Source organism: Amycolatopsis sp. NPDC098790, assembly GCF_044759945.1.
Taxonomy (GTDB): Bacteria; Actinomycetota; Actinomycetes; order Mycobacteriales; family Pseudonocardiaceae; genus Amycolatopsis.
In genome coordinates, this window is the sequence record NZ_JBIWAI010000007.1 from 45,846 (window position 1) to 66,906 (window position 21,061).

General features: G+C 72.0%; 21 protein-coding genes. 10 read left to right on the plus strand and 11 right to left on the minus strand.

Annotation, left to right across the window (positions count from 1 at the left end; translation table 11 throughout):
• Positions 1-16 precede the first annotated feature (16 nt).
• Positions 17-1,402 (minus strand): AlkA N-terminal domain-containing protein, encoded by a 1,386-nt coding sequence (locus ACIQWX_RS40980; RefSeq protein WP_400883290.1) that lies wholly within the window; start codon positions 1,400-1,402, stop codon positions 17-19.
• Positions 1,403-1,568: 166 nt separating this feature from the next.
• Between ACIQWX_RS40980 and ACIQWX_RS40985 the strand changes: the two genes are divergently transcribed.
• From ACIQWX_RS40985 to ACIQWX_RS41010, 6 genes are all read left to right on the plus strand, one after another.
• The gene (locus tag ACIQWX_RS40985; protein ID WP_372670671.1) at positions 1,569-1,865 is read left to right on the plus strand and encodes a putative quinol monooxygenase; all 297 of its coding nucleotides are present in this window, start codon (positions 1,569-1,571) and stop codon (positions 1,863-1,865) included.
• A 236-nt stretch (positions 1,866-2,101) separates the two neighbouring features.
• Positions 2,102-3,319: an MFS transporter gene (locus tag ACIQWX_RS40990; protein ID WP_400883294.1), complete on the plus strand. Its 1,218-nt coding sequence runs from the start codon at positions 2,102-2,104 to the stop codon at positions 3,317-3,319.
• Between the two features lie 202 nt (positions 3,320-3,521).
• Positions 3,522-4,847, plus strand: a complete 1,326-nt coding sequence (locus tag ACIQWX_RS40995) for a helix-turn-helix domain-containing protein (RefSeq protein ID WP_400883297.1) — start codon at positions 3,522-3,524, stop codon at positions 4,845-4,847.
• Positions 4,848-5,056: 209 nt separating this feature from the next.
• Positions 5,057-5,629, plus strand: a complete 573-nt coding sequence (locus ACIQWX_RS41000) for a hypothetical protein (RefSeq protein ID WP_400883300.1) — start codon at positions 5,057-5,059, stop codon at positions 5,627-5,629.
• Positions 5,630-5,704: 75 nt separating this feature from the next.
• Positions 5,705-5,851: a hypothetical protein gene (locus ACIQWX_RS41005; protein ID WP_400883303.1), complete on the plus strand. Its 147-nt coding sequence runs from the start codon at positions 5,705-5,707 to the stop codon at positions 5,849-5,851.
• A gap of 92 nt (positions 5,852-5,943) precedes the next feature.
• Positions 5,944-6,738: a dimethylarginine dimethylaminohydrolase family protein gene (locus ACIQWX_RS41010; protein ID WP_400883305.1), complete on the plus strand. Its 795-nt coding sequence runs from the start codon at positions 5,944-5,946 to the stop codon at positions 6,736-6,738.
• 140 nt (positions 6,739-6,878) lie between these two features.
• Here ACIQWX_RS41010 and ACIQWX_RS41015 read toward each other — a convergent pair whose 3' ends face one another.
• Positions 6,879-7,235, minus strand: a complete 357-nt coding sequence (locus ACIQWX_RS41015) for a hypothetical protein (protein ID WP_400883307.1) — start codon at positions 7,233-7,235, stop codon at positions 6,879-6,881.
• A gap of 111 nt (positions 7,236-7,346) precedes the next feature.
• On the opposite strand from ACIQWX_RS41015, the gene ACIQWX_RS41020 reads away from it, so the two are divergent.
• Positions 7,347-8,939: a CHAP domain-containing protein gene (locus tag ACIQWX_RS41020; RefSeq protein ID WP_400883310.1), complete on the plus strand. Its 1,593-nt coding sequence runs from the start codon at positions 7,347-7,349 to the stop codon at positions 8,937-8,939.
• Positions 8,936-10,591: a glucosaminidase domain-containing protein gene (locus ACIQWX_RS41025; RefSeq protein WP_400883313.1), complete on the plus strand. Its 1,656-nt coding sequence runs from the start codon at positions 8,936-8,938 to the stop codon at positions 10,589-10,591. Before ACIQWX_RS41020 ends, ACIQWX_RS41025 begins: the two co-directional genes overlap by 4 nt.
• A 40-nt stretch (positions 10,592-10,631) precedes the next feature.
• On the opposite strand, the gene ACIQWX_RS41030 is transcribed toward ACIQWX_RS41025, so the two are convergent.
• The gene (locus tag ACIQWX_RS41030) at positions 10,632-10,898 is read right to left on the minus strand and encodes a hypothetical protein (protein ID WP_400883316.1); all 267 of its coding nucleotides are present in this window, start codon (positions 10,896-10,898) and stop codon (positions 10,632-10,634) included.
• Between the two features lie 31 nt (positions 10,899-10,929).
• The gene (gene rlmN, locus ACIQWX_RS41035) at positions 10,930-12,036 is read right to left on the minus strand and encodes a 23S rRNA (adenine(2503)-C(2))-methyltransferase RlmN (protein WP_400883318.1); all 1,107 of its coding nucleotides are present in this window, start codon (positions 12,034-12,036) and stop codon (positions 10,930-10,932) included.
• Positions 12,037-12,162: 126 nt separating this feature from the next.
• Here rlmN and ACIQWX_RS41040 point away from each other — a divergent pair, with 126 nt between their 5' ends.
• The gene (locus ACIQWX_RS41040) at positions 12,163-12,759 is read left to right on the plus strand and encodes a hypothetical protein (RefSeq protein WP_400883321.1); all 597 of its coding nucleotides are present in this window, start codon (positions 12,163-12,165) and stop codon (positions 12,757-12,759) included.
• Here ACIQWX_RS41040 and ACIQWX_RS41045 read toward each other — a convergent pair.
• The 6 genes from ACIQWX_RS41045 to ACIQWX_RS41070 form a co-directional block, all read right to left on the minus strand.
• Positions 12,752-15,046: a transketolase-like TK C-terminal-containing protein gene (locus ACIQWX_RS41045; RefSeq protein ID WP_400883324.1), complete on the minus strand. Its 2,295-nt coding sequence runs from the start codon at positions 15,044-15,046 to the stop codon at positions 12,752-12,754. The two genes, ACIQWX_RS41040 and ACIQWX_RS41045, sit on opposite strands and share 8 nt — an antisense overlap.
• A 107-nt stretch (positions 15,047-15,153) precedes the next feature.
• Positions 15,154-15,639: an Lrp/AsnC family transcriptional regulator gene (locus ACIQWX_RS41050; RefSeq protein ID WP_400883327.1), complete on the minus strand. Its 486-nt coding sequence runs from the start codon at positions 15,637-15,639 to the stop codon at positions 15,154-15,156.
• Between the two features lie 13 nt (positions 15,640-15,652).
• The gene (locus tag ACIQWX_RS41055; RefSeq protein ID WP_400883329.1) at positions 15,653-16,660 is read right to left on the minus strand and encodes an ABC transporter substrate-binding protein; all 1,008 of its coding nucleotides are present in this window, start codon (positions 16,658-16,660) and stop codon (positions 15,653-15,655) included.
• On the minus strand, positions 16,650-17,468 hold the full coding sequence (locus ACIQWX_RS41060; protein ID WP_400883332.1) for an ABC transporter ATP-binding protein: 819 nt from the start codon (positions 17,466-17,468) through the stop codon (positions 16,650-16,652). The genes ACIQWX_RS41055 and ACIQWX_RS41060 overlap by 11 nt, the downstream gene beginning before the upstream one ends.
• A 10-nt stretch (positions 17,469-17,478) precedes the next feature.
• Complete coding sequence (locus ACIQWX_RS41065) at positions 17,479-18,498, minus strand: FecCD family ABC transporter permease (protein ID WP_400883335.1); 1,020 nt, start codon at positions 18,496-18,498, stop codon at positions 17,479-17,481.
• Positions 18,495-19,502: a FecCD family ABC transporter permease gene (locus ACIQWX_RS41070; protein WP_400883337.1), complete on the minus strand. Its 1,008-nt coding sequence runs from the start codon at positions 19,500-19,502 to the stop codon at positions 18,495-18,497. The genes ACIQWX_RS41065 and ACIQWX_RS41070 overlap by 4 nt, the downstream gene beginning before the upstream one ends.
• A gap of 162 nt (positions 19,503-19,664) precedes the next feature.
• On the opposite strand from ACIQWX_RS41070, the gene ACIQWX_RS41075 reads away from it, so the two are divergent.
• Positions 19,665-20,300 carry a PadR family transcriptional regulator gene (locus tag ACIQWX_RS41075; protein WP_400883340.1) on the plus strand — a complete coding sequence of 212 codons (636 nt, stop codon included), beginning with the start codon at positions 19,665-19,667 and terminating at the stop codon, positions 20,298-20,300.
• On the opposite strand, the gene ACIQWX_RS41080 is transcribed toward ACIQWX_RS41075, so the two are convergent.
• Positions 20,240-21,049, minus strand: coding sequence for a class I SAM-dependent methyltransferase (locus ACIQWX_RS41080; RefSeq protein WP_400883343.1), 810 nt, complete (start codon positions 21,047-21,049; stop codon positions 20,240-20,242). The genes ACIQWX_RS41075 and ACIQWX_RS41080 overlap by 61 nt on opposite strands.
• Between the last annotated feature and the right edge of the window lie 12 nt (positions 21,050-21,061).

The window sequence follows — 21,061 nt, forward strand, 5'->3', positions numbered from 1 at the left end:
TGCTCCTTTTGGGTGGTCAAGCGGCCGGCGTCGGTGTGCCGGCGGCGATCAGGTGGGTGGCGGCGAATGCGCGCCACGGGTGCCAGGCGGCGGCCAGGCGGCCGGCGACGGCGAAGACGTCGTACTCGAGCAGCTTCGTTTCGACCGTGCGCTCGGCGGCCGGGAAGGCGTCGGCGTGGCCCAGCCGCAGCGCGATCTCCTGGGCGGTGCTCTGCTCGATGCCGGGCAACGCCGTCAGCGCGGCGGTGCAGTCGGCCAGGCTCGCGCCGGGGTCGAGCAGGGTTTCGTCCGCGGCCGCGGCGGAGGCGAACGCGCGCAGCGTCCGCTCGGTCGCCGCGGGCAGCCGGACCGCCTCCAGGTCCGCGTGGACGAGGGTTTCGGCCGACGGGAACAGGTGCGTCAGGCCGTGCTCGAGGCCGGGCACCGGCTGGCCCGCCGCTTCGACCAGCGCGGCCAGCTGCCGCCGCACCCGCGTCCGGACGCTGTACTGGCTGAGCACGGCTTCCACGCCGATCTCGAAGAAGCCCCAGGCACCCGGCACGCGCAGGCCGGGCCGTTCGCGCAGCAGCGGGCCCAGGACCGGGTCGCCGGCGAGGGCGGCTTCGGCGGGTGCGGTGTCGGCGTCCACCCCGAACATCCGCCCGACGCGGTCGACGACGTGGATGAGGCCTTCCCAGAACGGCATGTGCGCGGTGAGCAGCAGGTGGTCGTCGCCGCCGCGCTCGACCTCGATCACGCCCGCTTCGCCGTCGAGGCTGATCGTGCGCCGGTAGACGCCGTCGAGCACGGACTCGACACCGGGGACCGCGCGCTCGGCGAGGAACGCCGCGAGCGCGTCCCAGTGCAGCGGCGCCACGAACGGCAGCCGCATCCGCAGCCCGCCGTCCGCGGCGATCCGGTCGGCCTTGCGGCGCCGGCTGCGCAGCTCGACCGGCGACGCGCGGAAGACCAGCTTCATGTCCCGGTTGAACTGGCGCAGGCTGCCGAAGCCGGAGGCGAACGCCACGTCCGCGACCGTCAGGTCGGAGTCGTCGAGCAGGCGGCGCGCGAAGTGCGCGCGCCGGGAGCGGGCGAGCTGGTCCGGCGTCACGCCGAGGTGGTCGTGGAACAGCCGGCGCAGGTGCCGCGGCGACACGGCCAGCCGCCGGCCGAGCGCGGCTTCGGTGCCGGTGTCCAGCGCGCCGGCGATGATGAGCTGCACCGCGCGGCAGACGAGCTCGGGTGCGTCCGCGCCGACCGGGCCGGCGACGCGGTAGGGACGGCAGCGCAGGCACGCCCGGAACCCGGCGGCCTCCGCCTCGGCGGCCAGCTCGAACGTCTTCACGTTCTCCGCCAGCGGCTTCGCCCCGCACCCGGGCCGGCAGTAGATGCCGGTGGTGACCACGGCGGAAAAAGTCGTCATGTCCCTGGTTTAGGGGATCGGGCCCGGCCGGCGCTAGCCAGATCCGGACATGGGCGGGGCAGGTGCGCACCCACGGAGAAGACGTGTCCGGATGTGGCCGGACGCGCGCGGCCGCGCTCGGCACAGTGATCGGCGAAGCAAGCACCGCACTACCGAAGGGTTTCCCATGCTGGCGAAGGTGTTCCCCATCCCCCTCAAGCCGGGCAAGCAGGCCGAGGCCGAGGCGCTCGTCCACGAGTTCGCGCCGCTCGGGCCCGGGCAGGAGGACGGCACCCTGTCCTTCCGCGTGTACCGCGACCCCGCCAAGCCGGACTTCCTGCTGTTCGTCGAGCACTTCGCCGACCAGGCCGCCTACGACGCGCACACCGGCTCGGCCGTCTACAAGGAACTGATCGCCGGCAAGTTCGCCGACCTGATCACCGAGTTCGTGGAAATCGACCACGAACTGATCGTCGGGCTCTGAATTCCGCGTTCACCGGCCGGATGCAGCAATCGCTGCGTCCGGCCGGGCGCGGGTAATGCGAATTCCGCGACACCGGCGTCACGCTCCGGTAATCCGCGTTGTCCACATTACCCCGGAATTGATTTTCCGGAGGGAACAACTCTGCCGGTCAACCGGCCGGGTCGCTGCAATGAGGAAGCCGGCACCCCGGATCGCGGGTGCGGTACCCCCTTCGCAAGCCACCTGGAGGCTCGGCCGTGACCACCACCGAAAAACCCGCCGGCGTGCTGGCCGTCCTGCGCCGGACGCCCACCCCCGTCCGCTACCTGCTCGGTGGCGTGCTCGTCAACCAGCTCGGCGCGTTCGTCCAGACGTTCATGGTGCTGTACCTGGTCTTCCGCGGCTTCTCCGCGGGACAGGCCGGTGTCGCCATCGCCGCCTACAGCGTCGGTTCGGTCCTCGGCGGGCTCGCCGGCGGCGAGCTGGTCCACCGCGTCGGCCCGCGCGCCACGATCGCCGCCGCGATGGCGGGTTCGGCCGCGGTCCTCTGCCTCATCCCGGTGTTCGGCCGCCCCGGCCTCTACGTCCCGCTGCTGGCCGCGCTGCTGCTCGCGGGCCTCGCGACGCAGAGCTACCGGCCCGCGGCCGCCGTCCTGCTCAGCGAACTGATGCCCGGCGACGACCGCGTGATGGGCTTCTCGATGATGCGGATCGCGCTCAACCTCGGCGCGGCGCTCAGCCCGCTCGTCGCGGCCGGGCTCATCCTGCTCGACTGGAACCTCCTGCTGTGGTTCGACGCGGCCACCGCGCTGCTCTACGCGGTCGTGGCGCTGCGGCTGCTGCCCGATCACCGCGTCGACCGCGAACCGGCGTCCCCGAAGGACGGCGGGACGCGCACGGCGTACGGGATCCTGTTGCGGGACGGGCGGTTCTGGTTCTTCCTGGCCTCGGTGCTGATCGGGTCGGTCATCTACGTCCAGTACACCGTTTCGCTGCCGCTGAAGATCACCGCCGAGGGCCACTCCGCGGGTCTCTACAGCGTCGTGCTCGTGACCGCGTCGGCCGTGCTCATCCTGTGCGAACTGAAGATCACCTCGTACGTCACGCGCTGGCCGGGCCACGTCGCCGCCACCGCGGGCACGGTCCTGATGGGCCTCGGTGTCGCCGGGTTCGGGCTCAGCGGCGGTTCGGCGGTCGCGCTCGTCGTCTGCACGGTCGTGTTCGTCTTCGGGATCATGGTCAACGGGCCGACGATGTTCGCCTACCCCTCGACGTTCCCGGCCGCCGTCAAAGCCCGCTACATCAGCGCCCACCAGGCGACTTTCGGCCTCGGCATGGCGCTCGGCCCGCTGTTCGGCGTCGCCGCGTGGGTCGCGCTGGGCAACGGCGTCTGGTGGCTGTGCGGCGCACTGGGCCTGGTCGCAGCGCTGTGCGCGCTGCTCGGCATGACGGCGCGGCGGCCCGCCACCGCCTGAGCCCCGCCCCCGACGGCCGTCCGCTGCGCGCGGGCGGCCGTCGAGTGTTGCCGCAATTCACCGGATCGACGTAAAAAAGCACCATAAAACGATCGACTAACTGTCATGGAAATACCCGAACGGGCTAGCAAGGCCGCCAAAGAGCGGAAGAGACGTTCGCCTGGAAGAGCGACGCTGAGTGAGCGAAGGGGAAGGGATTCACATGGGCAGACCAGAAAAACCCGTCAACACGTCCGGTGGCATCGCCACCCAGTTCGCCCGGGAATTGCGTGAACTGCGCGCGCGGGCGGGGAACCCGACATACCGGGAAATGGCGCGGTCGGCGATGTTCTCGTCGTCGGTGCTCTCCAGCGCGGCGAGCGGCAACCGGATGCCGTCCCTGCAGGTGACCCTCGCGTTCGTGGCCGCGTGCGGCGGCGACGACGAGGCGTGGCGCCGGCACTGGCACGCCGCGACGAGCGGCTATACGCAGGCCCCGTTCGGGGGCCGCAAGAGAAGACCGACCCTGTTCCAGCGCCGCGGCACCCCGCCGCACCCGGCGCAGCTACCACCGAGACCGCGGGGGTTCGTCGGGCGGGCGGCCGAGCTGGCCTGGCTGCGGTCCCCGCGCGACACGCCGATGGTGCTCAGCGGGCCCGCCGGCGTCGGCAAGAGCGACCTGGCCCTGCACCACGCGCACGCGATCGCGGCCGAAGAGAACGACGGGCAGCTCTACGCCGACTTCGGCGGCCTGCGCCACGGCGGCGGCGCTCCCCCCGCACCGGCGACCGCCGACGTCCTCGACGGGTTCCTGCGCGCGCTCGGTGTCGAGGACGACCAGCTGGCCGGCACGCTCGACCACCGCGCCGGGCTGTACCGGACGCTGCTGGCCGAACGCCGGCTCGTCGTCGTGCTGGACAACGTCCAGGACGAGCAGCAGGTGCGGCCGCTGCTGGCCGAGACGACCACGAGCACGACGCTGCTGGTGAGCCGCAAACGGCTGCTGGGCCTGCGGGACGTCCAGCGGCTGCAGCTGACGCCGTTGCCGCGCGGCGACTCGATCGCGATGATCACCGCGGTGCTGCCGCACGTCGCCGTCTCCGCCGGACCGGATTGCGACCGCCTGGCCGAGCTGTGCGGCGACCTGCCGCTCGCGCTCGACCTGGCGTTGCGCAAGATCGCGTCGCGGCCGCGGTTGACGCTGCGGCGGGTCGTCGAAGAACAGCGCCTGAACGGAACGACGGTGGACTGGCTCTGCGTGGGGGACCTTTCCCTGCGGGACTCGCTGGAGTCGGCGTACCGCACGCTCAGCCCGGCCGCGCGGGACCTGCTGGAACAGCTGGCGCGGTCTTCGCCCGGTGCCTCGGATCCGTGGCCGCCGTCGCAGGACGAGCTGGCCGAGGAGATCGCCGACGCCGGCCTGCTCACGCACGCGGACCCGTACCTGGACGGCTGCGGGGTGGCGCCGCTGGTGCGGGACTTCGTGCTCGGCACCGTCGAACGCGGCGGACACGACTTCTCCGCCCTCGCCGGGCCCGTGTCCGCCTAGCCCCGGGACGGCCCGGCAACGGCGCCGCCGTCCCTGTCTTCTCCCCGATGTCCCGGGATTGATTGTCCTTTGCGGACAACGCTCCCAGCCAAGTCCGCGATGGCCTGTAATCGGCAGAGCACGGGTTTCCCGCCGACGCAGGCAGGTCGGACGCACCGGTCGTTCCGGCGGAACCCGTTCTCCCACGGATTTCCCCGGAAGGACAGGTCATGCTCGACAACGGCATCCCGGTACGGATCCCGCCCGCCCCGCGTCCGCCGGGGCCCGGTGTTCATCGACGCTACGCGGCGTACTACGCCATGTCTGCTTCGATCATGCTGCTCGCCGCGGCGATCTGGCTGTCGACGCGGGTGAAGCCGAACACCGCGTGGCACGACATCGCGTTGTTCGCCCACCTCGCGTCGCTCGTGGTCGGCTTCGGCGCGGTCCTGGTGGCCGACTGGTTCTTCGCGCTGTGGGCGCTCGGGCGCGTGCCGTTCGCCGAGGCCGTCCGCAGCGCGTCGCGCCTGCACCTGCTGGTCTGGGGCGGGGTGACGGGGCTGGTCGCAAGCGGCGCGCTGCTGTCGCCCGACCTCGGTTCCGCGGCCACGGTCGTCAAGCTCTGCCTCGTCGGCGTGCTGGCCGTCAACGGCGTGCACGCGACGGTGCTGGGCGGGCGGATGGCGCTGGTCGACGGCCCGGTCCCGGCGCGCCTGCTGGTCCGCGGCGGCCTCACCACGGCGGTGTCGCAGCTGTGCTGGTGGGGCGCGGTCGTCATCGGCTTCCTGAACGCGACGCGGTGAACGTGTCCGGATCCGGCCAGACCGGGGGCCCCGCTGCCCGGCACGCTGAGTTTCCCCCCGAGAAAGGAAAAAAGGATGATCGCCAAACTGGTCCGCGCGGTGAGCGCGGCGATGCGGCCGACGCCGTCGGCCACGACGGTGGCGCAGCGCCTCGACGCGGCCCGCTCGCAGCCGGGCTACCTGATGACGATCGAGCTGTTCCGCCTGCGCGGCCTGGGCTGACCCGGCTCGCTCGCTTCGCCGGCCGTGCGCCGCCCGGGCTGGGCCACTCCCCAGCCCGACCGCCCGCCCGCCTCGACGAATCGAGTGAACCCATGACCCACCAACGGCTCCTGATGTGTTCCGCGCGGTACTTCCGCGTCGACTACGAGATCAACCCGTACATGCACGTCGGGATCCAGCCCGACGTGGACGCCGCCCTCACCGAGCACGAGAACATCGTGGAGGCGCACCTGGCCGCCGGCCGCAAGGTCGAATTCGTCGACGCGGACCCGGCCTGCCCGGACATGACCTACACCGCCAACGCGGCGGTCGTCCAGGGGAACCGCGCGGTGCTGGCCACGCTCCCGCCCGAGCGGGCCGCGGAAACCCCGCACCACCGGGCCTGGCTCGAATCCCACGGGTTCGAGGTGACCTCGACGAGGTACGCGTTCAGCGGCCAGGGCGACGCGCTGGCGTGCGGCTCGTTGCTGCTGGCCGCGCACGGGCAGCGCACGGACACCCGCGCGCTGCGCACGCTGGCGCGGCACCTGGACTACGACGTCGTCCCGCTGCGCACCACGAGTTCCCGGTGGTACGACCTGGATCTGGCGGTCGCGGTGATCAGTTCCGGTGTCCTGGCGTACAACCCGGAGGCGCTGGACGCCCCGAGCCTGCGCACGCTGCGCGGACTGGGCTTGGAGCTGATCGAGGTGACCCCGGCCGACGCGGCGGCGTTCGCGCTGAACCTGATCAGCGACGGCCGCACGGTGACGATGACCTCGGGTGCCCCGCGGCTCGCCGCCGACCTGAGGTCGATGGGCCTGACGGTGACGGAGCTGGACACGACGGAGCTGCGCAAGGGCGGCGGCGGGATCCGCTGCACGGCGTTGACGTTGGACAACCCCTGAGGGCCGGGTGCCTGGCGGGTTTCCGCCAGGCACCGCGGTTCGTCCGCGATGTGCGGTCCCAAAGCCGCCGGCCAAGGTCTCGGCTTCGACGTCGAAACGCTGCTGAACCGCCGCCGGGCGCCCGATCCGCGTGCCCGAAGTCAGACAAGCTTCATCTTCGAAACATCGGGCAGCCGATCGGGTGCGTCATCGGTGACCCACGCGTACTCGATGGCCGAGAGACGGCCACCCTCGACCCAGACGAGGACCTCGCCGACGTACTGCCCGGCAGCGTCACGGACTTCCGAGGCCGCCGGGATTTCGCCGTCCGCGATCCGGGCCGTGGCAACGGTTTCCGGCACGGCGAGGTCGACGCTCGGCTGCCCGGCCGCCCACACCGCGACCACCCGGCACTGCGGCACCTGCGCGCGAAGCTCCTCCGCACCGGCGAAATCCGCCGACAGCAGGAACTCGAGCACTTCGCGTTCCGCCCGCGTCAGCTCCCGGAGCGTGCCCATCTAAAAACCGCCTTTGAGGTTTCTTTCACCCGCCCCCGACAAGCTACGGCCGTCCTGGGAAGCGAGGAAGGCCGGCGAGGCGTCCTCACGGGTCTCACCTTGGAGGTCACCTTGAACGCACGACGACTACTCGGCGCCGCCGCCGCGGCGGCGCTGGCCGGTCCGGTCCTGACGCTGCTCGGCCCGGCGGCCGCGCACGCGGACACCAGATCCGACATCCGCGACCTGGCCAGAGCCAACCTCGGCGTCACCATCTGCGGCACCAACAGCCTCGGCGGCACCGGGTACGAGACCAGCTGCGCCAAGCACGAAATGTGGTGTGCCGACTTCGCGAAGTGGGTGTGGGGGCACCACGGCGTCGACGTCCACGAGCTCACCGCCGCCGCGGGCAGCTTCTACCTGTACGGGCAGCGGAACGGGACGCTGCACGCCGATCCCGGCTACGTCCCCCGAGTCGGGGACGCCGCCGTCTTCAACTACAACGGCAACGGCTACGCCGACCACGTCGCCCTCGTCGACAGCGTGAACGCGGACGGGACCATCCGGACGATCAACGGCAACTTCGGTCCCACGCCGGACACGTCGTCGGTCCAGCTGGCCACCGGCGGCGGCCGCGTCGGGCAGAGCGTCGCCGGCCAGACGATCTCCGGGTTCGTCAGCCCGGTCGCCGACGAAGACGCGGACTCGGACTCCGCACAGACGTCGCGGGTGGTGTACCGGCCGGACACCGGCGTCACCGAGGTCTTCGGACGGGGCGCCGACGGCAAGCTGATCCACACCTACAACGGCGGCACCGGCTGGTCGGACTGGTCGGCGATCGGCGACTGGACCCTCGCGGGCGACCCGGTGGCGATCTTCCGCCCCGACACGGCCACCACGGAGGTCTTCGCCCGCGGCGGTGACGGCAGCCTCATCCACACCTACAACAGCGGCGCCGGCTGGGCGGCGTGGTCGGTGATCGGCGGCTGGAAGCTGCGGGGCAACCCCAGCGTCGTCCACGAGCCGGGCACCGGCACGACCGAGGTCTTCGCCCGTGGCACGGACGGCAAGCTCATCCACGTCTACAACTCCGGCGACGGCTGGTCCGCCTGGTCCGCGATCGACGGCTGGACCATGGCGAGCGATCCGGTGGCGGTGCACCGGGCCGACACCGGCGTCACCGAGGTCTTCGCCCGCGGCACCGACGCCCGGCTGATCCACGTCTACAACGCCGGCGGCGGCTGGTCGGGGTGGTCGGCGATCGGCGACTGGGCGCTCACCGGCGTGCCCGCGGTCGCCCACACCGGATCCGGGGTCACCGAGGTCTTCGCCCGCGGCACGGACGGCAAGCTCGTCCACGTCTACAACCCCGGCGACGGCTGGTCCGCCTGGTCCGCGATCGACGGCTGGACGTTCGACGGCAGCCCGGCCGTGGTCGAGCAGCCGGCCTCCGGCGTCACCGAAGTCTTCGCCCGCGGTACCGACGGCAAGCTGATCCACGTCTACAACGCCGGCAACGGCTGGTCCGGCTGGTCCGCGATCGGCGACTGGGCGCTGGGCGGCCAGCCGCTCCCGGTCCACCGGCCCGGCGACGGCGTCACCGAGGTCTTCGCCCGCGGCGCCGATGCCCGGCTGGTCCACGTCTACAACGCCGGCGGCGGCTGGTCCGCTTGGTCGGCGATCGGTGACTGGCAGCTCGCCGACGAGACCGGGGGTGCGGCGTGAAGCGCTGGACACTGCGGACCGCTACCGCCTTCAGCGCACTGGCGCTGATCACCTCGATCTCCACGGCACCCGCCATCGCCGCACCGCCGACGACCACCACCGACGACGCACGGCTGGTGGACCCCGCCCGGCAGCGCGCCAGCGAGCAGGCCGCGCTGAACGACTTCCGGGCGCAGAGCACCGCGGACGACTTCATCGCGGTCGCCGGCCCGGCCGCCCAGCAGGTGCACGCCGAATTCGACATCCCGGCGTCGGTGACGGTCGGCCAGGCGATCCTCGAATCCAGCTGGGGCGGCAGCGACCTGTCGGCCAACGACAAGAACTACTTCGGCTTCAAGTGCGTCTCACCGGACTCGCCGGGCGGGATCGCGATCGGCTGCCACCAGTACTCGACCACCGAGTGCGATCCGGGGTGCCACCCGGCCACCGCGTACTTCCGGGTGTACGCGTCGATGACGGACTCGTTCCGCGACTACGGCCGGCTGCTGACGACGTTCTCCGTCTACGCGGACGCGTTGCCCTACCGGCACGACGCGAACGCGTTCATCCAGCACGTCGCCGTGCACTACGCGACCGACCCGGACTACTCGGGCAAGGTCATCGGGCTGATGCAGACCTACGACCTGTACCGGTTCGACACCGCCGGCAGCGGCGGCGCGGGCTCGGTGGCCGCGGTGTACGAGCCGAACACGGGAACGACCGAAGTCTTCGCGCGCGGCGCCTCGGACAACCGGCTCGTCCACACCTACAACACCGGCGGCACCTGGCACGACTGGTCGGCCATCGGCGGCTGGCAGTTCACCGGCCGGCCCGCCGCGGTGTACCAGGCGAACACCGGGACGACCGAGGTCTTCGCCCGCGGCACCGACGGCAAGCTCATCCACACCGACAGCTCCGCGTGGGGCAACTGGTCGGCCCTGGCGGACTGGCAGCTCGCCGGTGACCCGGCGGCCGTCTACGAGCCCGACACCGGCGCCACCGCCGTCTTCGCCCGCGGCACCGACGGGAAACTCGTGCACATCTACAAGACCGCGGACGGCGTCTGGCATTCGTGGACCACGCTCGGCGGCTGGCAGATCACCGGCACGCCCTCGGTGGTCTACCAGGCCGGCACCCGGTCCGTGGACGTGTTCGCCCGCGGCACCGACGGCAAGCTCGTGCACATCTACAAGACGTCCGACGGCACCTGGCACGACTGGTCGGCGGCCGGCGGCTGGCAGATCAGCGGCGACCCCGTCGCGGTGTACCAGGACCACGACGGCAACACCGAGGTGTTCGCCCGGGGCACGGACGGCAAGCTCGTCCACAACTACAGCGCCTCGGGGTGGAACTCCTGGTCGGCGATCGGCGACTGGACGTTCACGGGCACCCCGAGCGCGATCTACGAGCCGGGCACGAGGACGACGGAGGTGTTCGCCCGCGGCGCGGCCGACAACCGGCTGATCCACACGTACAACACGGACGGCGCCTGGCACGACTGGTCCGCGGCGGGCGGGTGGCAGCTCGGCGGCTCACCCAGCGCGGTGTACCAGGACCACGACGGCAACGTCGAAGCGTTCGCCCGGGGCACGGACGGCAAGCTGATCCACAACTACAGCGCGGCCGGCTGGACGACGTGGTCCGCCATCGGCGACTGGACGATCGCGAACTGACGCTCGCTTCGAGGCCCCCGGGGATTCCCCGGGGGCCTTGTCAGCGGACGAGCCAGGGAGCGAGCAGCTTCTCCAGGTCGGCGTCCGACAGCGCCCGGGGTCCGCCGTGGAATTCGTGCCAGCGGGCCGCATCGCACGCTGCCGAGTACTCCACCTCGTACGCACGCATCAGCACGTACATGAACGTCACCGAGCTGAAGCGCTCGCCCAGCAACGTGCGCGCCTCGCGGGCGACGTCCGTCGCGCCGGTGAAGTCCGCGAGCTTCAACGATTCCGCAGCCGGGTCGAGCAGGCTGGGGGCATACATCACGACAATTTCTCCATCACTGAAACAGAAATCAGCCTTCGGCGGCCAGCTGGCCACACGCCGCGGCGATCTCCTGGCCGCGGGTGTCCCGCACGGTGCACGCTACTCCGCCCGCGTTGACCAGCCGCACGAACTCCCGCTCCACCGGCTTCGGCGAGGCGTCCCACTTGGACCCCGGCGTCGGGTTCAGCGGGATCACGTTCACGTGCACCAGCTGGCCCAGGTGCTGCCGCAGCCGCTTGGCCAGCAGCTCCGCCCGCCACGGCTGGTCGTTGATGTCCCGGATCAGCGCGTACTCGATGGACACCCGCCGACCGGACGTGTCCGCGTAGTACCGCGCCGCGGAAAGAACTTCGTCCACCGACCACCGGTTGTTCACCGGCACCAGCGTGTCCCGCAGCTCGTCGTCCGGCGTGTGCAGCGAAACGGCCAGCCGCACCTGCATCTTCTCGTCGGCGAGCTTCCGGATCGCCGGCGCGAGACCCACAGTGGACACCGTGACCGACCGCTGGCCGATCCCCAGCCCACCGGGAGCGGGATCGGTGATCCGCCGGACCGCGGCCACCACGCGCTTGTAGTTCGCGAGGGGCTCGCCCATCCCCATGAAGACGATGTTCGACAGCCGGCCGGGGCCACCCGGCATCGTGCCGTCGCGCATGACCGCCGCCGCCGAGCGGACCTGGTCGACGATCTCCGCCGTCGACAGGTTGCGGTCGAGGCCGCCCTGGCCGGTCGCGCAGAACGGGCACGCCATGCCGCAGCCCGCTTGGCTCGAGATGCACAGCGTCGCGCGGTCCGGGTAGCGCATCAGGACGCTCTCCAGGAGCGTGCCGTCGTGGGCCCGCCACAGCGTCTTGCGCGTCGCGCCCCTGTCGGCCTCCAGCGCGCGGACCTCGGTCAGCAACGTCGGCATCAGCGACTCGACCAACTTGGAACGGGACGCCGCCGGGATGTCCGTCATCTCCGCCGGGTCGACCGTCAGGCGCGAGAAGTAGTGGTTCGACAGCTGCTTCGCCCGGAACGGCTTCTCGCCCAGCTCCGCCACGGCGGAAGCGCGCTCGGCCACGGAAAGGTCGGCGAGGTGGCGCGGCGGCAGGCCGCGCTTGGGGGCGTCGAAGACGAGCGGGAGGGCAGTCATAACCTGACCAGTGTCCCACGCGCCCACCAGCACCGCCCGAACCGCCCTGGCCGGATGTACGCCAGGTCACCGGCGAAACCGGGAAGGCCGTCCGGGAGTCCAACAGCGGACGAAAGAGGTGAGCCCGTGTCCTTCCGGCACAACGTCCTGGTCCTCGCGGTGGTCCTGAGCGCCGCCGCCTGCAGCACCTCGACCGGCGGGCAGGCGCAGCCCGTGCCGACCGTGACGAAGGCCGCCGGGCCGCAGGTCGTCGTCGGGACCATGCACGTCACGCTGCCGCCGGGCGCGAAGTACACCCAGGCGAGCGAAGACGGCCTGCTCGACGGCTGCGTCGCCGAAGGCACCGTCGTCTGCGAAGCCCGGCTGCTCGACCTGCACGAAGCGACCGCGGACCCCGACGCGCCCATCAACCTCCCGAGCGCGAAGCGGCCCTTCGGCTGGTACACCGGCACCGACGTGCCGACGTGCATCACGGCCGCGTCGCCGCCCGGGCAGGCCGCGGAGGCGACCGGCAGCAACCTCGTCGAGTCCGGCTTCAAGCCGATCGGCCCGAAGACGGCCGAGTACGGCCGCTGGGAGGTCACCTGCAAGGACGAGACGCAGAACAACCAGGTCCGGATGTGGTGGCTGCCGACGAGCAAGATCCTCGTCGTCCAGTACGGCGCCTTCGAAGGCTGGAACGAGAAGATGGACGCCCTGCTCGCCGGCGCGACCTTCAGCTGACGGCGTCGAGCGCGGCCCGGATGATCGCGTCCGCGTCGATGCCGTGGTAGCGGTAGACGTCCTCCAGCGACCCGGACTGCCCGAACTGCGTGACGCCCAGCGCGACCGACGGCACCCGGTTGATCCCCGCCAGGAACGCCAGCGTGTGCGGGTGCCCGTCGAGCACCGTGACCAGCGGCTTGGCCCGCGAGGCGGGGAACACCTGGTCCAGGATCCACGACGAGCCGTCGCCGCGCCCCGACCGCGCCTGGACGGCCTCGAACAGCAGGCCCGGGCTCGTCACGCACACGACGTCCGCCTCGACGCCCACCTGGGCCAGCCGCTCGGCCGCCGCCAGGGTGTCCGGCACCAGCGCGCCCATCGCCGCCAAGGTCACCGACGGAGAGGAAGCACGCCGCAGCAGGTACGCGCCCGCCACCACCTGACGGCGACGGCGTTCGCGCGCGGCCGGGTCGGTGGGCACCGCGGCGAGCGTCTGGTCGACCGGACGCGTCGAGAGCCGGAAGTAAGACGACGTGCCGCCCGGCCTGCCGAGCCGGCCGAGCGCCGCCAGCAGCGTCCACTCGGTGTCGATCGCGAACGCCGGTTCGTAGCTGACGCAGCCGGGCTGCTCGATGCCGATCGACGGCGTGGTGATCGACTGGTGCGCGCCGCCTTCCGGGGCGAGCGTGACGCCGGACGGCGTGCCGATCAGGATCGACTGCCCGCCCGCGTAGATGCCGAACGACCACGGCTCGAGCGCGCGCTCGACGAACGGGTCGTACATGACGCCGATGGGCAGCAGCGGCTCGCCCCAGCGGCTCCAGGTCGCGCCCAGCTCGCCCAGCAGGCCGACCAGGTTCGTCTCGGCGATGCCCAGCTCGACGTGCTGGCCGGTCGGCTTCTCCCGCCAGTGCATGATCGTCTCGGGGTCGTCCTCGAACCAGTCGCGGCGCTCGGTGGCCGACCAGACGCCGACCTTGTTGACCCAGCCGCCGAGGTTGGTCGTCGAACTGACGTCGGGGCTGACCGTCACGACGCGCTTCGCCGCTTCGGGCGCTTCGCGCGTCAGGTCGAGCAGGACGCGGCCCAGCGCCGCCTGCGTCGTCGCGGTCCCGGACGGCGTCCGCCCGATGTCGACGGGCAGTTCCAGCGAAGGCGCCGAAGGAACGTCCGGACGGCGAAGGCGCGAAGCGACTTCAGCGCACAACGCGGCTTCAGGCGACTCCGAGGCGAAGCCCTCCCACGGCGAAGCGAGGTCCGTACCCAGCGAAGCGGCCAGCTCTTCCATCTGCGCGACGGTCAGCAGCGAAGAGTGGTTCTGCGGGTGTCCCTGCGTGGGCAGCCCGCGGCCCTTGACGGTGTAGCAGAAGATCACCGTCGGCCGGTCGTCCGAAATGGACGCGAAGGCCTCGTCGAGCGAGCCGAGGTCGTGACCGCCCAGGTTGCGGACGGCGGCCAGCAGCGTCTCGTCGTCCAGCGACGCCACGAGCGAGGCCAAAGCGGCGTTCCCCGCGGGCAGCCGGTCGCGCACCTGGGCGGCGTCGCAGCGCAGCAGCCGCTGGTACTCGGGGTTCGGCATCCCGTCGATGCGGGCACGCAGCTCGGCGCCGCCGGGCCGGGTGAACAGCTCCTCCAGCAGCCGTCCGTACTTCAGCGTCAGCACCTGCCAGCCGGCCGCGTCGAACATGCCCTGCAGCCGCCCCGCCGCGATGTTCGGGACGACGCGGTCGAGCGACTGGCGGTTGAGGTCGACGATCCAGACGATCTCGCCGAGTTCCGCGACGGCCGGGTCGAGGATGGCCTCCCAGATGGCGCCCTCGTCCAGCTCGGCGTCGCCGACCAGCGAGTACTGGCGGCCGGTGCCCGCGTCGGACCCCCGGGTCGTCAGGTAGCGGCGGGCCAGCGCGCCCCAGATCGGGGCGGTCGCGCCGATGCCGACCGAGCCGGTCGAGTAGTCGACCGGGTCGGGGTCCTTCGCGCGGCTCGGGTAGCTCTGCAGGCCGCCGAACTCGCGCAGCGTCGGCAGGTGGGCCTCGTCGAGCTCGCCGAGCAGGTAGTTGATCGCGTGGAGCACCGGCGACGCGTGCGGCTTCACCGAGACGCGGTCCTCGGGCCGCAGGTGCCGGAACCACAGCGACGTCATGATCGACACCAGCGACGCGCACGACGCCTGGTGCCCGCCGACCTTCAGCCCCGACGGGTTGGGCCGCACCCGGTTGGCCTGGTGCACGATCGCGGTGGCGAGCCACAGGACCCGCTGCTCGATCGCGGTGAGCGCCGGGGCGGTCGCGGGGGCGTGGGTCATCATCGACACCTTTCGTGCAGGAAGCGCACACCAGGACAGCACTGGTGGACGCATCGCACAACCGATGCCGCCGCAAGTGCGCAGAATGCCCACATCGAGGCGACGGCTCAGGTCTCCGGGTGGGCAGAATGCACGCGCTCCAGCAGGGGCGCCAGGCGGTACGGGACGAGCTCGCGCATGACGAGCGAGATGTTCGTCCGCTCGACGCCCGGCGAGGCGAGGATGCGCCCGGCGATGCGGTAGAGGTCGTCGGCGTCGACGGCCACCACCTGCACCATCAGGTCGCTCGCCCCGGTCAGCCCGCACACCTCGGTGACCTCGGGGATCGTCGACAGGGCGTCGGCAATCTCGGCGAGGCGCCGCTGGTCGACCATCGCGTTGACGAAGGCCCGCAGCGGGTAGCCCAGCCGCGCGGGGTCGATGCGGCGTTCGAACGACCGGAGGACGCCGCGCTGCTCGAGCCGCGCGAGCCGGGCCTGCACCGTGTTGCGGGACAGGCCCAGCCGCTCGGCCAGCGCGACCGCCGTGGCCCGGGGGTCCTCCCCCAGCGCTTCGAGCAGGCGCGCGTCGATCTCGTCGATGGTTTCCGGCACGCGGCCGATCTTCTCAGCCCAAGTACTTCTTCAGGTCGTCGAGGACCTTCATCGCCCCGATCGGGCCCAGACCGAGGAACCACACCGAGTCGTCGACCGGGATCGCGTGCCGCGCCTTGACCGCGCCGAGCCCGGCCCACAGCCCGCTGCCCGTGACGGCCTTCTCGTCCGCGCTCGGGCCGGCGCCGTAGCTGGAGTAGAAGATCCAGTCGGCGTCGGCCTCGTCGATGCGCTCCTTCGAGATCTGCGCGGCCAGCTCGTCGATGTTCTGGTTCGCGGGCCGTTCCAGACCGACGTCCTTCAGGATCACGCCGATGAAGGACAGGTTGCCGTAGAGCCGGATGTTGCCGGAGAGGAACCGCAGCAAGGAGATCTTCGGCGTGCCCTTGACCGACGCCTTCACCTCGTTCGCGCGCTTCTGGTAGTCGTTCAGCAGCCCGACGGCCTTCGTCTCGTCGCCGAGCGAAGCCCCGATCAGCAGCAGGTTCTCCTTCCACGGGAACCCGGGCCGGATGCTGAACACCGTCGGCGCGATCTTCGACAGCTGCGGGTAGAGGTCGTTGGCGCGCAGCTTGCTGCCGACGATCAGGTCCGGCGTCAGCGCCGCGATCTGCTCGAGGTTCAGGTTGTTGATGTCCCCGACCGTCGTGATGCCCTGGACGCGGTCGGCGAGGTAGGACGGCACGCCGCTCTGCCCGGCCGTCGTCGCCATGCCGACGGGCGTGACGCCGAGCGCGAGGACGTCGTCGAGCTCGCCGCTGTCCAGGACCACGACCCGCGTGGGCTTCTTTTCCAGCTTCGTCTTGCCGAGCGCGTGCGTGACGGTGCGCGGGAACACGCCGGGGCCGACGTCCGCGCCGAGCTTGGCCGTCTCGCTGTCCGCGGTCGAGAACAGCCGGCCACCGGTGGCGACGTCCTGGTCGCCGACGCCCGAGCTGCTTGGCTTCGCAGGCTGGCCGCAGGCGGCGAGGAGCGTGACCGACGCCAGGACGGCGACCACGGATGTCCACTTAGGACGCATCAGAAGTTCCTTCTTCTCGGGGAGTGGCCCGCCGCCTGCCGATCGGGACGATCAGGGGCGTGGCGGACACGGGGTCTTCGATGACCCGGCAGGGCATGCCGAAGACGTCGGCGACGAGCTCGGCGGTGAGGATGTCGGCGGGGGCGCCTTCGGCGGCGATCCGGCCGTCCTTCATCGCGATCAGGTGGTCGCCGTAGCGGGCGGCCAGGTTGAGGTCGTGCAGGACGATGACGATCGTCCGGCCGTCCTCGGCGTTCAGCTCGGCGAGCAGGTCGAGGACCTCGACCTGGTGGGCGATGTCGAGGAACGTCGTGGGCTCGTCGAGCAGCAGCAACGGCGTCCGCTGCGCCAGGGCCATCGCGATCCAGACGCGCTGGCGCTGCCCGCCGGACAGCTCGTCGACCGGCCGCTCGGCCAGCTCGACGGTGTCGGTCGCGACCATCGCCTTCGCGACGGCGTCGTCGTCTTCGGCGCTCCAGCGGCGGAACATCCCCTGGTGCGGGTAGCGGCCGCGGCCGACGAGGTCGGCGACGGTGATGCCCTCGGGCGCGGTCGGCGACTGCGGCAGCAGGCCCAGCCGGGTGGCGACGTCCTTGCTGCGCAACGTCGTGATGCCCGTGCCGTCGAGGTAGACCGCGCCGGCGGTCGGGGCGAGCAGCCGCGCGAGGCCGCGCAGCAGCGTCGACTTCCCGCAGGCGTTGGTCCCGACGATCATGGTGACCCGGCCGGGCGGGATCCGCACGGACAGGTCCTTGACCACGCGCAGCGGCCCGTAGCCGAGGTCGAGGTGCTCGGTGTGCAGTGTCACGGCGTTCCCCTCACATCCGCCCGGCGCGGTTGGCGCTCGCGAGCAGCCACAGCAGGTAGGGCGCGCCCACCGCGCCGGTCACGACGCCGACGGGCAGCTGGGCGCCGAGCAGGTGCTGGGCCGCGAAGTCGCCCAGCAGGACCACGAGCGCGCCGGTGAGCGCGGCGGGTCCGAGTCCCGCGCGGGCGCCGCCGACGAGCCGGGTGGCGATCGGGTTGGCCACGAACGCGACGAACGCGACCGGTCCGGCGGCCGCCGTCGCGAACGCGGCGAGCGCGACGGCGACCAGGAGCAGCGCCACGCGGGTGCGTTCGACGTTCAGCCCGAGCCCGGCGGCGGTGTCGTCGCCGAGCTGCAGCCCGGTGAGCGCGCGGCCCAGCAGCAGCGCGGCGGGCAGCAGGACGACGAGCGCGGCGGCCAGCGGCCCGGCGTGGTCCCAGCTCCGGCCGTTGAGGTTGCCCGTCAGCCAGACCAGGGCCTGCTGGGCGAGCGTGACGTCGGCCCAGGTCATCAGATACGAGACGACGCTGGTCAGCACCGCCCCTACGCCGACGCCGACGAGCACCAGCCGGTAGCCGTGCACGCCGCCGCGGCGGGCGAGGAGGTAGATCGCGGCGCCGGTCAGCAGCGCGCCGGCCAGTGCCCAGGCCGAGACGACCGCGCCACCGGCGCCGAACAGCACGATCGCGACGACCGCCGCCGCGCTCGCGCCCTGCGTCACGCCGATGACGTCCGGGCTGGCCAGCGGATTGCGCAGCAGGCGCTGGAACAGCGCGCCGGACGTCCCGAAGGCGAGACCGACGAGGAGGCCCGTGATCGCTCTGGGCAGCCGGAGTTCCGTCACGACGTAGGCGGCGCGGCCCGTTCCCAAGAGCGCGCCGGGCAGGTCGCCGAGCGGCACCGGGAAGTCGCCCACCGCCAGGGAAACCGCGAAGACGGCGACGATCGCCACCAGCAGCGCCAGCGTCACCGCGCGAGCCCGGACCGCGCCCCGGCGCCGGGCGGCGGCCACCACCTCGACGGCGGTCACACCGCCACGACCTTCCGGCGGCGCACCAGGAAGACGAACACGGGCGCGCCGACGAGCGCCGTGACGATCCCGACCTGGACCTCGGCCGGGCGCGCGACCACGCGGCCGACGACGTCGGAGACGAGCAGGAGCAGCGGTGCCAAGAGCGCCGAGTACGGCAGCAGCCAGCGGTGGTCGGGACCGGTGATCAGCCGCGCGGCGTGGGGCACGGTCAGCCCGACGAACGCGATCGGCCCGGCGATCGCCGTCGCCGACCCGCACAGGACGACGACGGCCAGCGCGCACACGAGCCGGGCGACCGGGACGTTCTGGCCGAGCGAGCGGGCGACGTCCTCGCCCAGTGCTAGCGCGTTGAGGAGCCGGGCGGAGACCAGCGCGAGGACCACGCCGGCGACCACGAACGGCACGGCCTGGGTGATCGTCGCCGCGTCCCGGCCGGTCAGCGAGCCGACCTGCCAGAAGCGGTACTGGTCGAACGTCGTCTGATCGGTCAGCAGGAGCGCGCTGGTCACCGAGGCCAGGGCCGCGGTCACCGCGGCGCCGGCGAGGGCGAGCTTCACCGGCGTCGCCCCGGCCCGGCCGAGCGAGCTGACGCCGTAGACGACCGCGCCGGCCGCCGCGGCGCCCGCGAAGCCGAACCAGACGTACCCGCCGACGCTGGTGATGCCGAACGTGCCGATGCCCAGGACGACGAAGAGGGCGGCACCCGCGTTGACGCCGAGCAGGCCAGGATCGGCCAGCGGGTTGCGCGTCGCGCCTTGGATGACGGCGCCGGACAGGCCCAGCGCGACGCCGGCGAGCGCCCCGGCGAGCGTGCGCGGGAGCCGGAGTTCGCGGACGACGAGGTGGTCGGGGTTGGCCGCATCGAAGTGGAGGAGCGCGTCCAGCACGGTGGCCGGGCTCAGGCCGCGGGTGCCGACGGCGATGCTGAGCAGCACGGCGGCGGCCACGGCCGCGGTGAGGACCACCAGCCCGGCCGTGAGCGGGAGCGAGCGGGTCCGCACTGGTCGTTACCTCTGCTAACAGGTCTTTAGGCTTGCCTACCCTATGGCGCGAAACTTGAGGGCTCAAGTTCCGTGAGCGGCATCACCGGGACGAGGTTGCCATCCGACTGTTTCCGATATATCGTGAACGTGTCGCAACCGTTCGAGAAAGGAACAACCGACATGCGTAGGCCACGACACCCCTTCACTCAAGATCACCCCTTCGCCCAGGAACGTGGGCGTGCACCCTTCGGTGGCTTCGGCGACTTCGGCCCGGGCTTCGGTCCCGGTGGACGGGGCCGCGGCCGGGGACACGGACCGGGCCGGCGGGGTCACGGCGGACGGCGCAGCCGCCGCGGTGACGTCCGCGCCGCGATCCTGGCGCTGCTCGCCGAGCAGCCCCGGCACGGCTACGAGATCATCCGCGAAATCGGCGAACGCTCCGGCGGCTTCTGGCGGCCGAGCCCCGGCTCGGTCTACCCGACGCTGCAGCTGCTGGCCGACGAAGGCCTCGTCGTCAGCAAGGACGAGAACGGCAAGAAGCTGTTCGAGCTGACCGACGCCGGCCGCACCGCCGCCGAAGAGCAGGACAGCACCCCGCCGTGGGAGCAGATCGCCCAGGACGTCGACCCGGTCGAGGTCGGGCTCGCGAAGGCGGGCAAGAACCTGGCCGCGGCGGTCGTGCAGATCATGCGGGCGGGCACCGAGAGCCAGCAGGCCCGCGCGGCCGAGGTGCTCAACGACGCCCGGCGCTCGCTCTACGGCATCCTCGGCGAAGACGACGAGGAATCCGCTTCGGGCGAGACGGCAGCCGAGTGACCTGGCAGGACGAGGCCGGTGGGCTTCACCCGCGTGTGCACGCGGTAGCCCACCGGCAGCGTCAGGTCCTGCGCGCGATTCCCGTTACGCTGCAAGGACTCCGCGATCGCCTGTTCGGCGACCCGCTTGCTGAACTCGATCTTCAGCACCGCTTCGAGGTCGGCGGCGGTCGTGAAACGCCACTCCGTGGCGACCCGGCGTAGGCCGAACCCGGCGCGGGCGAAGAACCGCTCCACCGCCACCGGGTCGTAGTGCGGCAGGTCGGCGCGCATCCAGCCGCCGTAGGGCTCGCCGGTCGCGTCGAGGTCGACGATCACGATCGACCCGCCCGGCCGCAGCACCCGCTCGGCCTCCGCCAGTCCGGGCTCGCAGCCGGGGCCGAAGAAGTACGCCGTGCGCGCGTGGACGACGTCGACGCTCGCGCTGCGGACCGGCAGCCGCTGGGCCCGGCCCATCCGGACGTCCACGTTCGACAGTCCTTCGACGCGCTTGAGCGCGCTTCGCACCAACGGCTCGTGCGGCTCGATCCCGAGCACCGAGCGGGCTTCGCGGGCGAAACGCGGCAGGTGGAAGCCGTCGCCGCACCCGACGTCCAGCACGTCCCGGCCGGCCCAGGGGGCTTCTTCCACCAGCACGCGCCAGATCTCGCCGGCGCTGTCCTGCGCGCGGTTCTCCAGCTCGTAGTCGGCCGGGTAGTACCAGATGTTCGGGCTCGGCACGACCTCCGCGCGCCGGGACGACCACCGCACCGCTGCTCCTTT

Excerpts from the sequence above, each read along its gene's own strand:
- ACIQWX_RS41015 (WP_400883307.1), bottom strand. The coding sequence starts at position 7,235 with ATGGGCACGCTCCGGGAGCTGACGCGGGCGGAACGCGAAGTGCTCGAG.
- ACIQWX_RS41010 (WP_400883305.1), top strand. The coding sequence starts at position 5,944 with ATGACCCACCAACGGCTCCTGATGTGTTCCGCGCGGTACTTCCGCGTC.
- ACIQWX_RS41005 (WP_400883303.1), top strand. The coding sequence starts at position 5,705 with ATGATCGCCAAACTGGTCCGCGCGGTGAGCGCGGCGATGCGGCCGACG.
- ACIQWX_RS41000 (WP_400883300.1), top strand. The coding sequence starts at position 5,057 with ATGCTCGACAACGGCATCCCGGTACGGATCCCGCCCGCCCCGCGTCCG.
- ACIQWX_RS40980 (WP_400883290.1), bottom strand. The coding sequence starts at position 1,402 with ATGACGACTTTTTCCGCCGTGGTCACCACCGGCATCTACTGCCGGCCC.
- ACIQWX_RS41055 (WP_400883329.1), bottom strand. The coding sequence starts at position 16,660 with ATGCGTCCTAAGTGGACATCCGTGGTCGCCGTCCTGGCGTCGGTCACG.
- ACIQWX_RS41075 (WP_400883340.1), top strand. The coding sequence starts at position 19,665 with ATGCGTAGGCCACGACACCCCTTCACTCAAGATCACCCCTTCGCCCAG.
- ACIQWX_RS40985 (WP_372670671.1), top strand. The coding sequence starts at position 1,569 with ATGCTGGCGAAGGTGTTCCCCATCCCCCTCAAGCCGGGCAAGCAGGCC.
- ACIQWX_RS41030 (WP_400883316.1), bottom strand. The coding sequence starts at position 10,898 with ATGTATGCCCCCAGCCTGCTCGACCCGGCTGCGGAATCGTTGAAGCTC.
- ACIQWX_RS40995 (WP_400883297.1), top strand. The coding sequence starts at position 3,522 with ATGGGCAGACCAGAAAAACCCGTCAACACGTCCGGTGGCATCGCCACC.
- ACIQWX_RS41045 (WP_400883324.1), bottom strand. The coding sequence starts at position 15,046 with ATGACCCACGCCCCCGCGACCGCCCCGGCGCTCACCGCGATCGAGCAG.
- rlmN (WP_400883318.1), bottom strand. The coding sequence starts at position 12,036 with ATGACTGCCCTCCCGCTCGTCTTCGACGCCCCCAAGCGCGGCCTGCCG.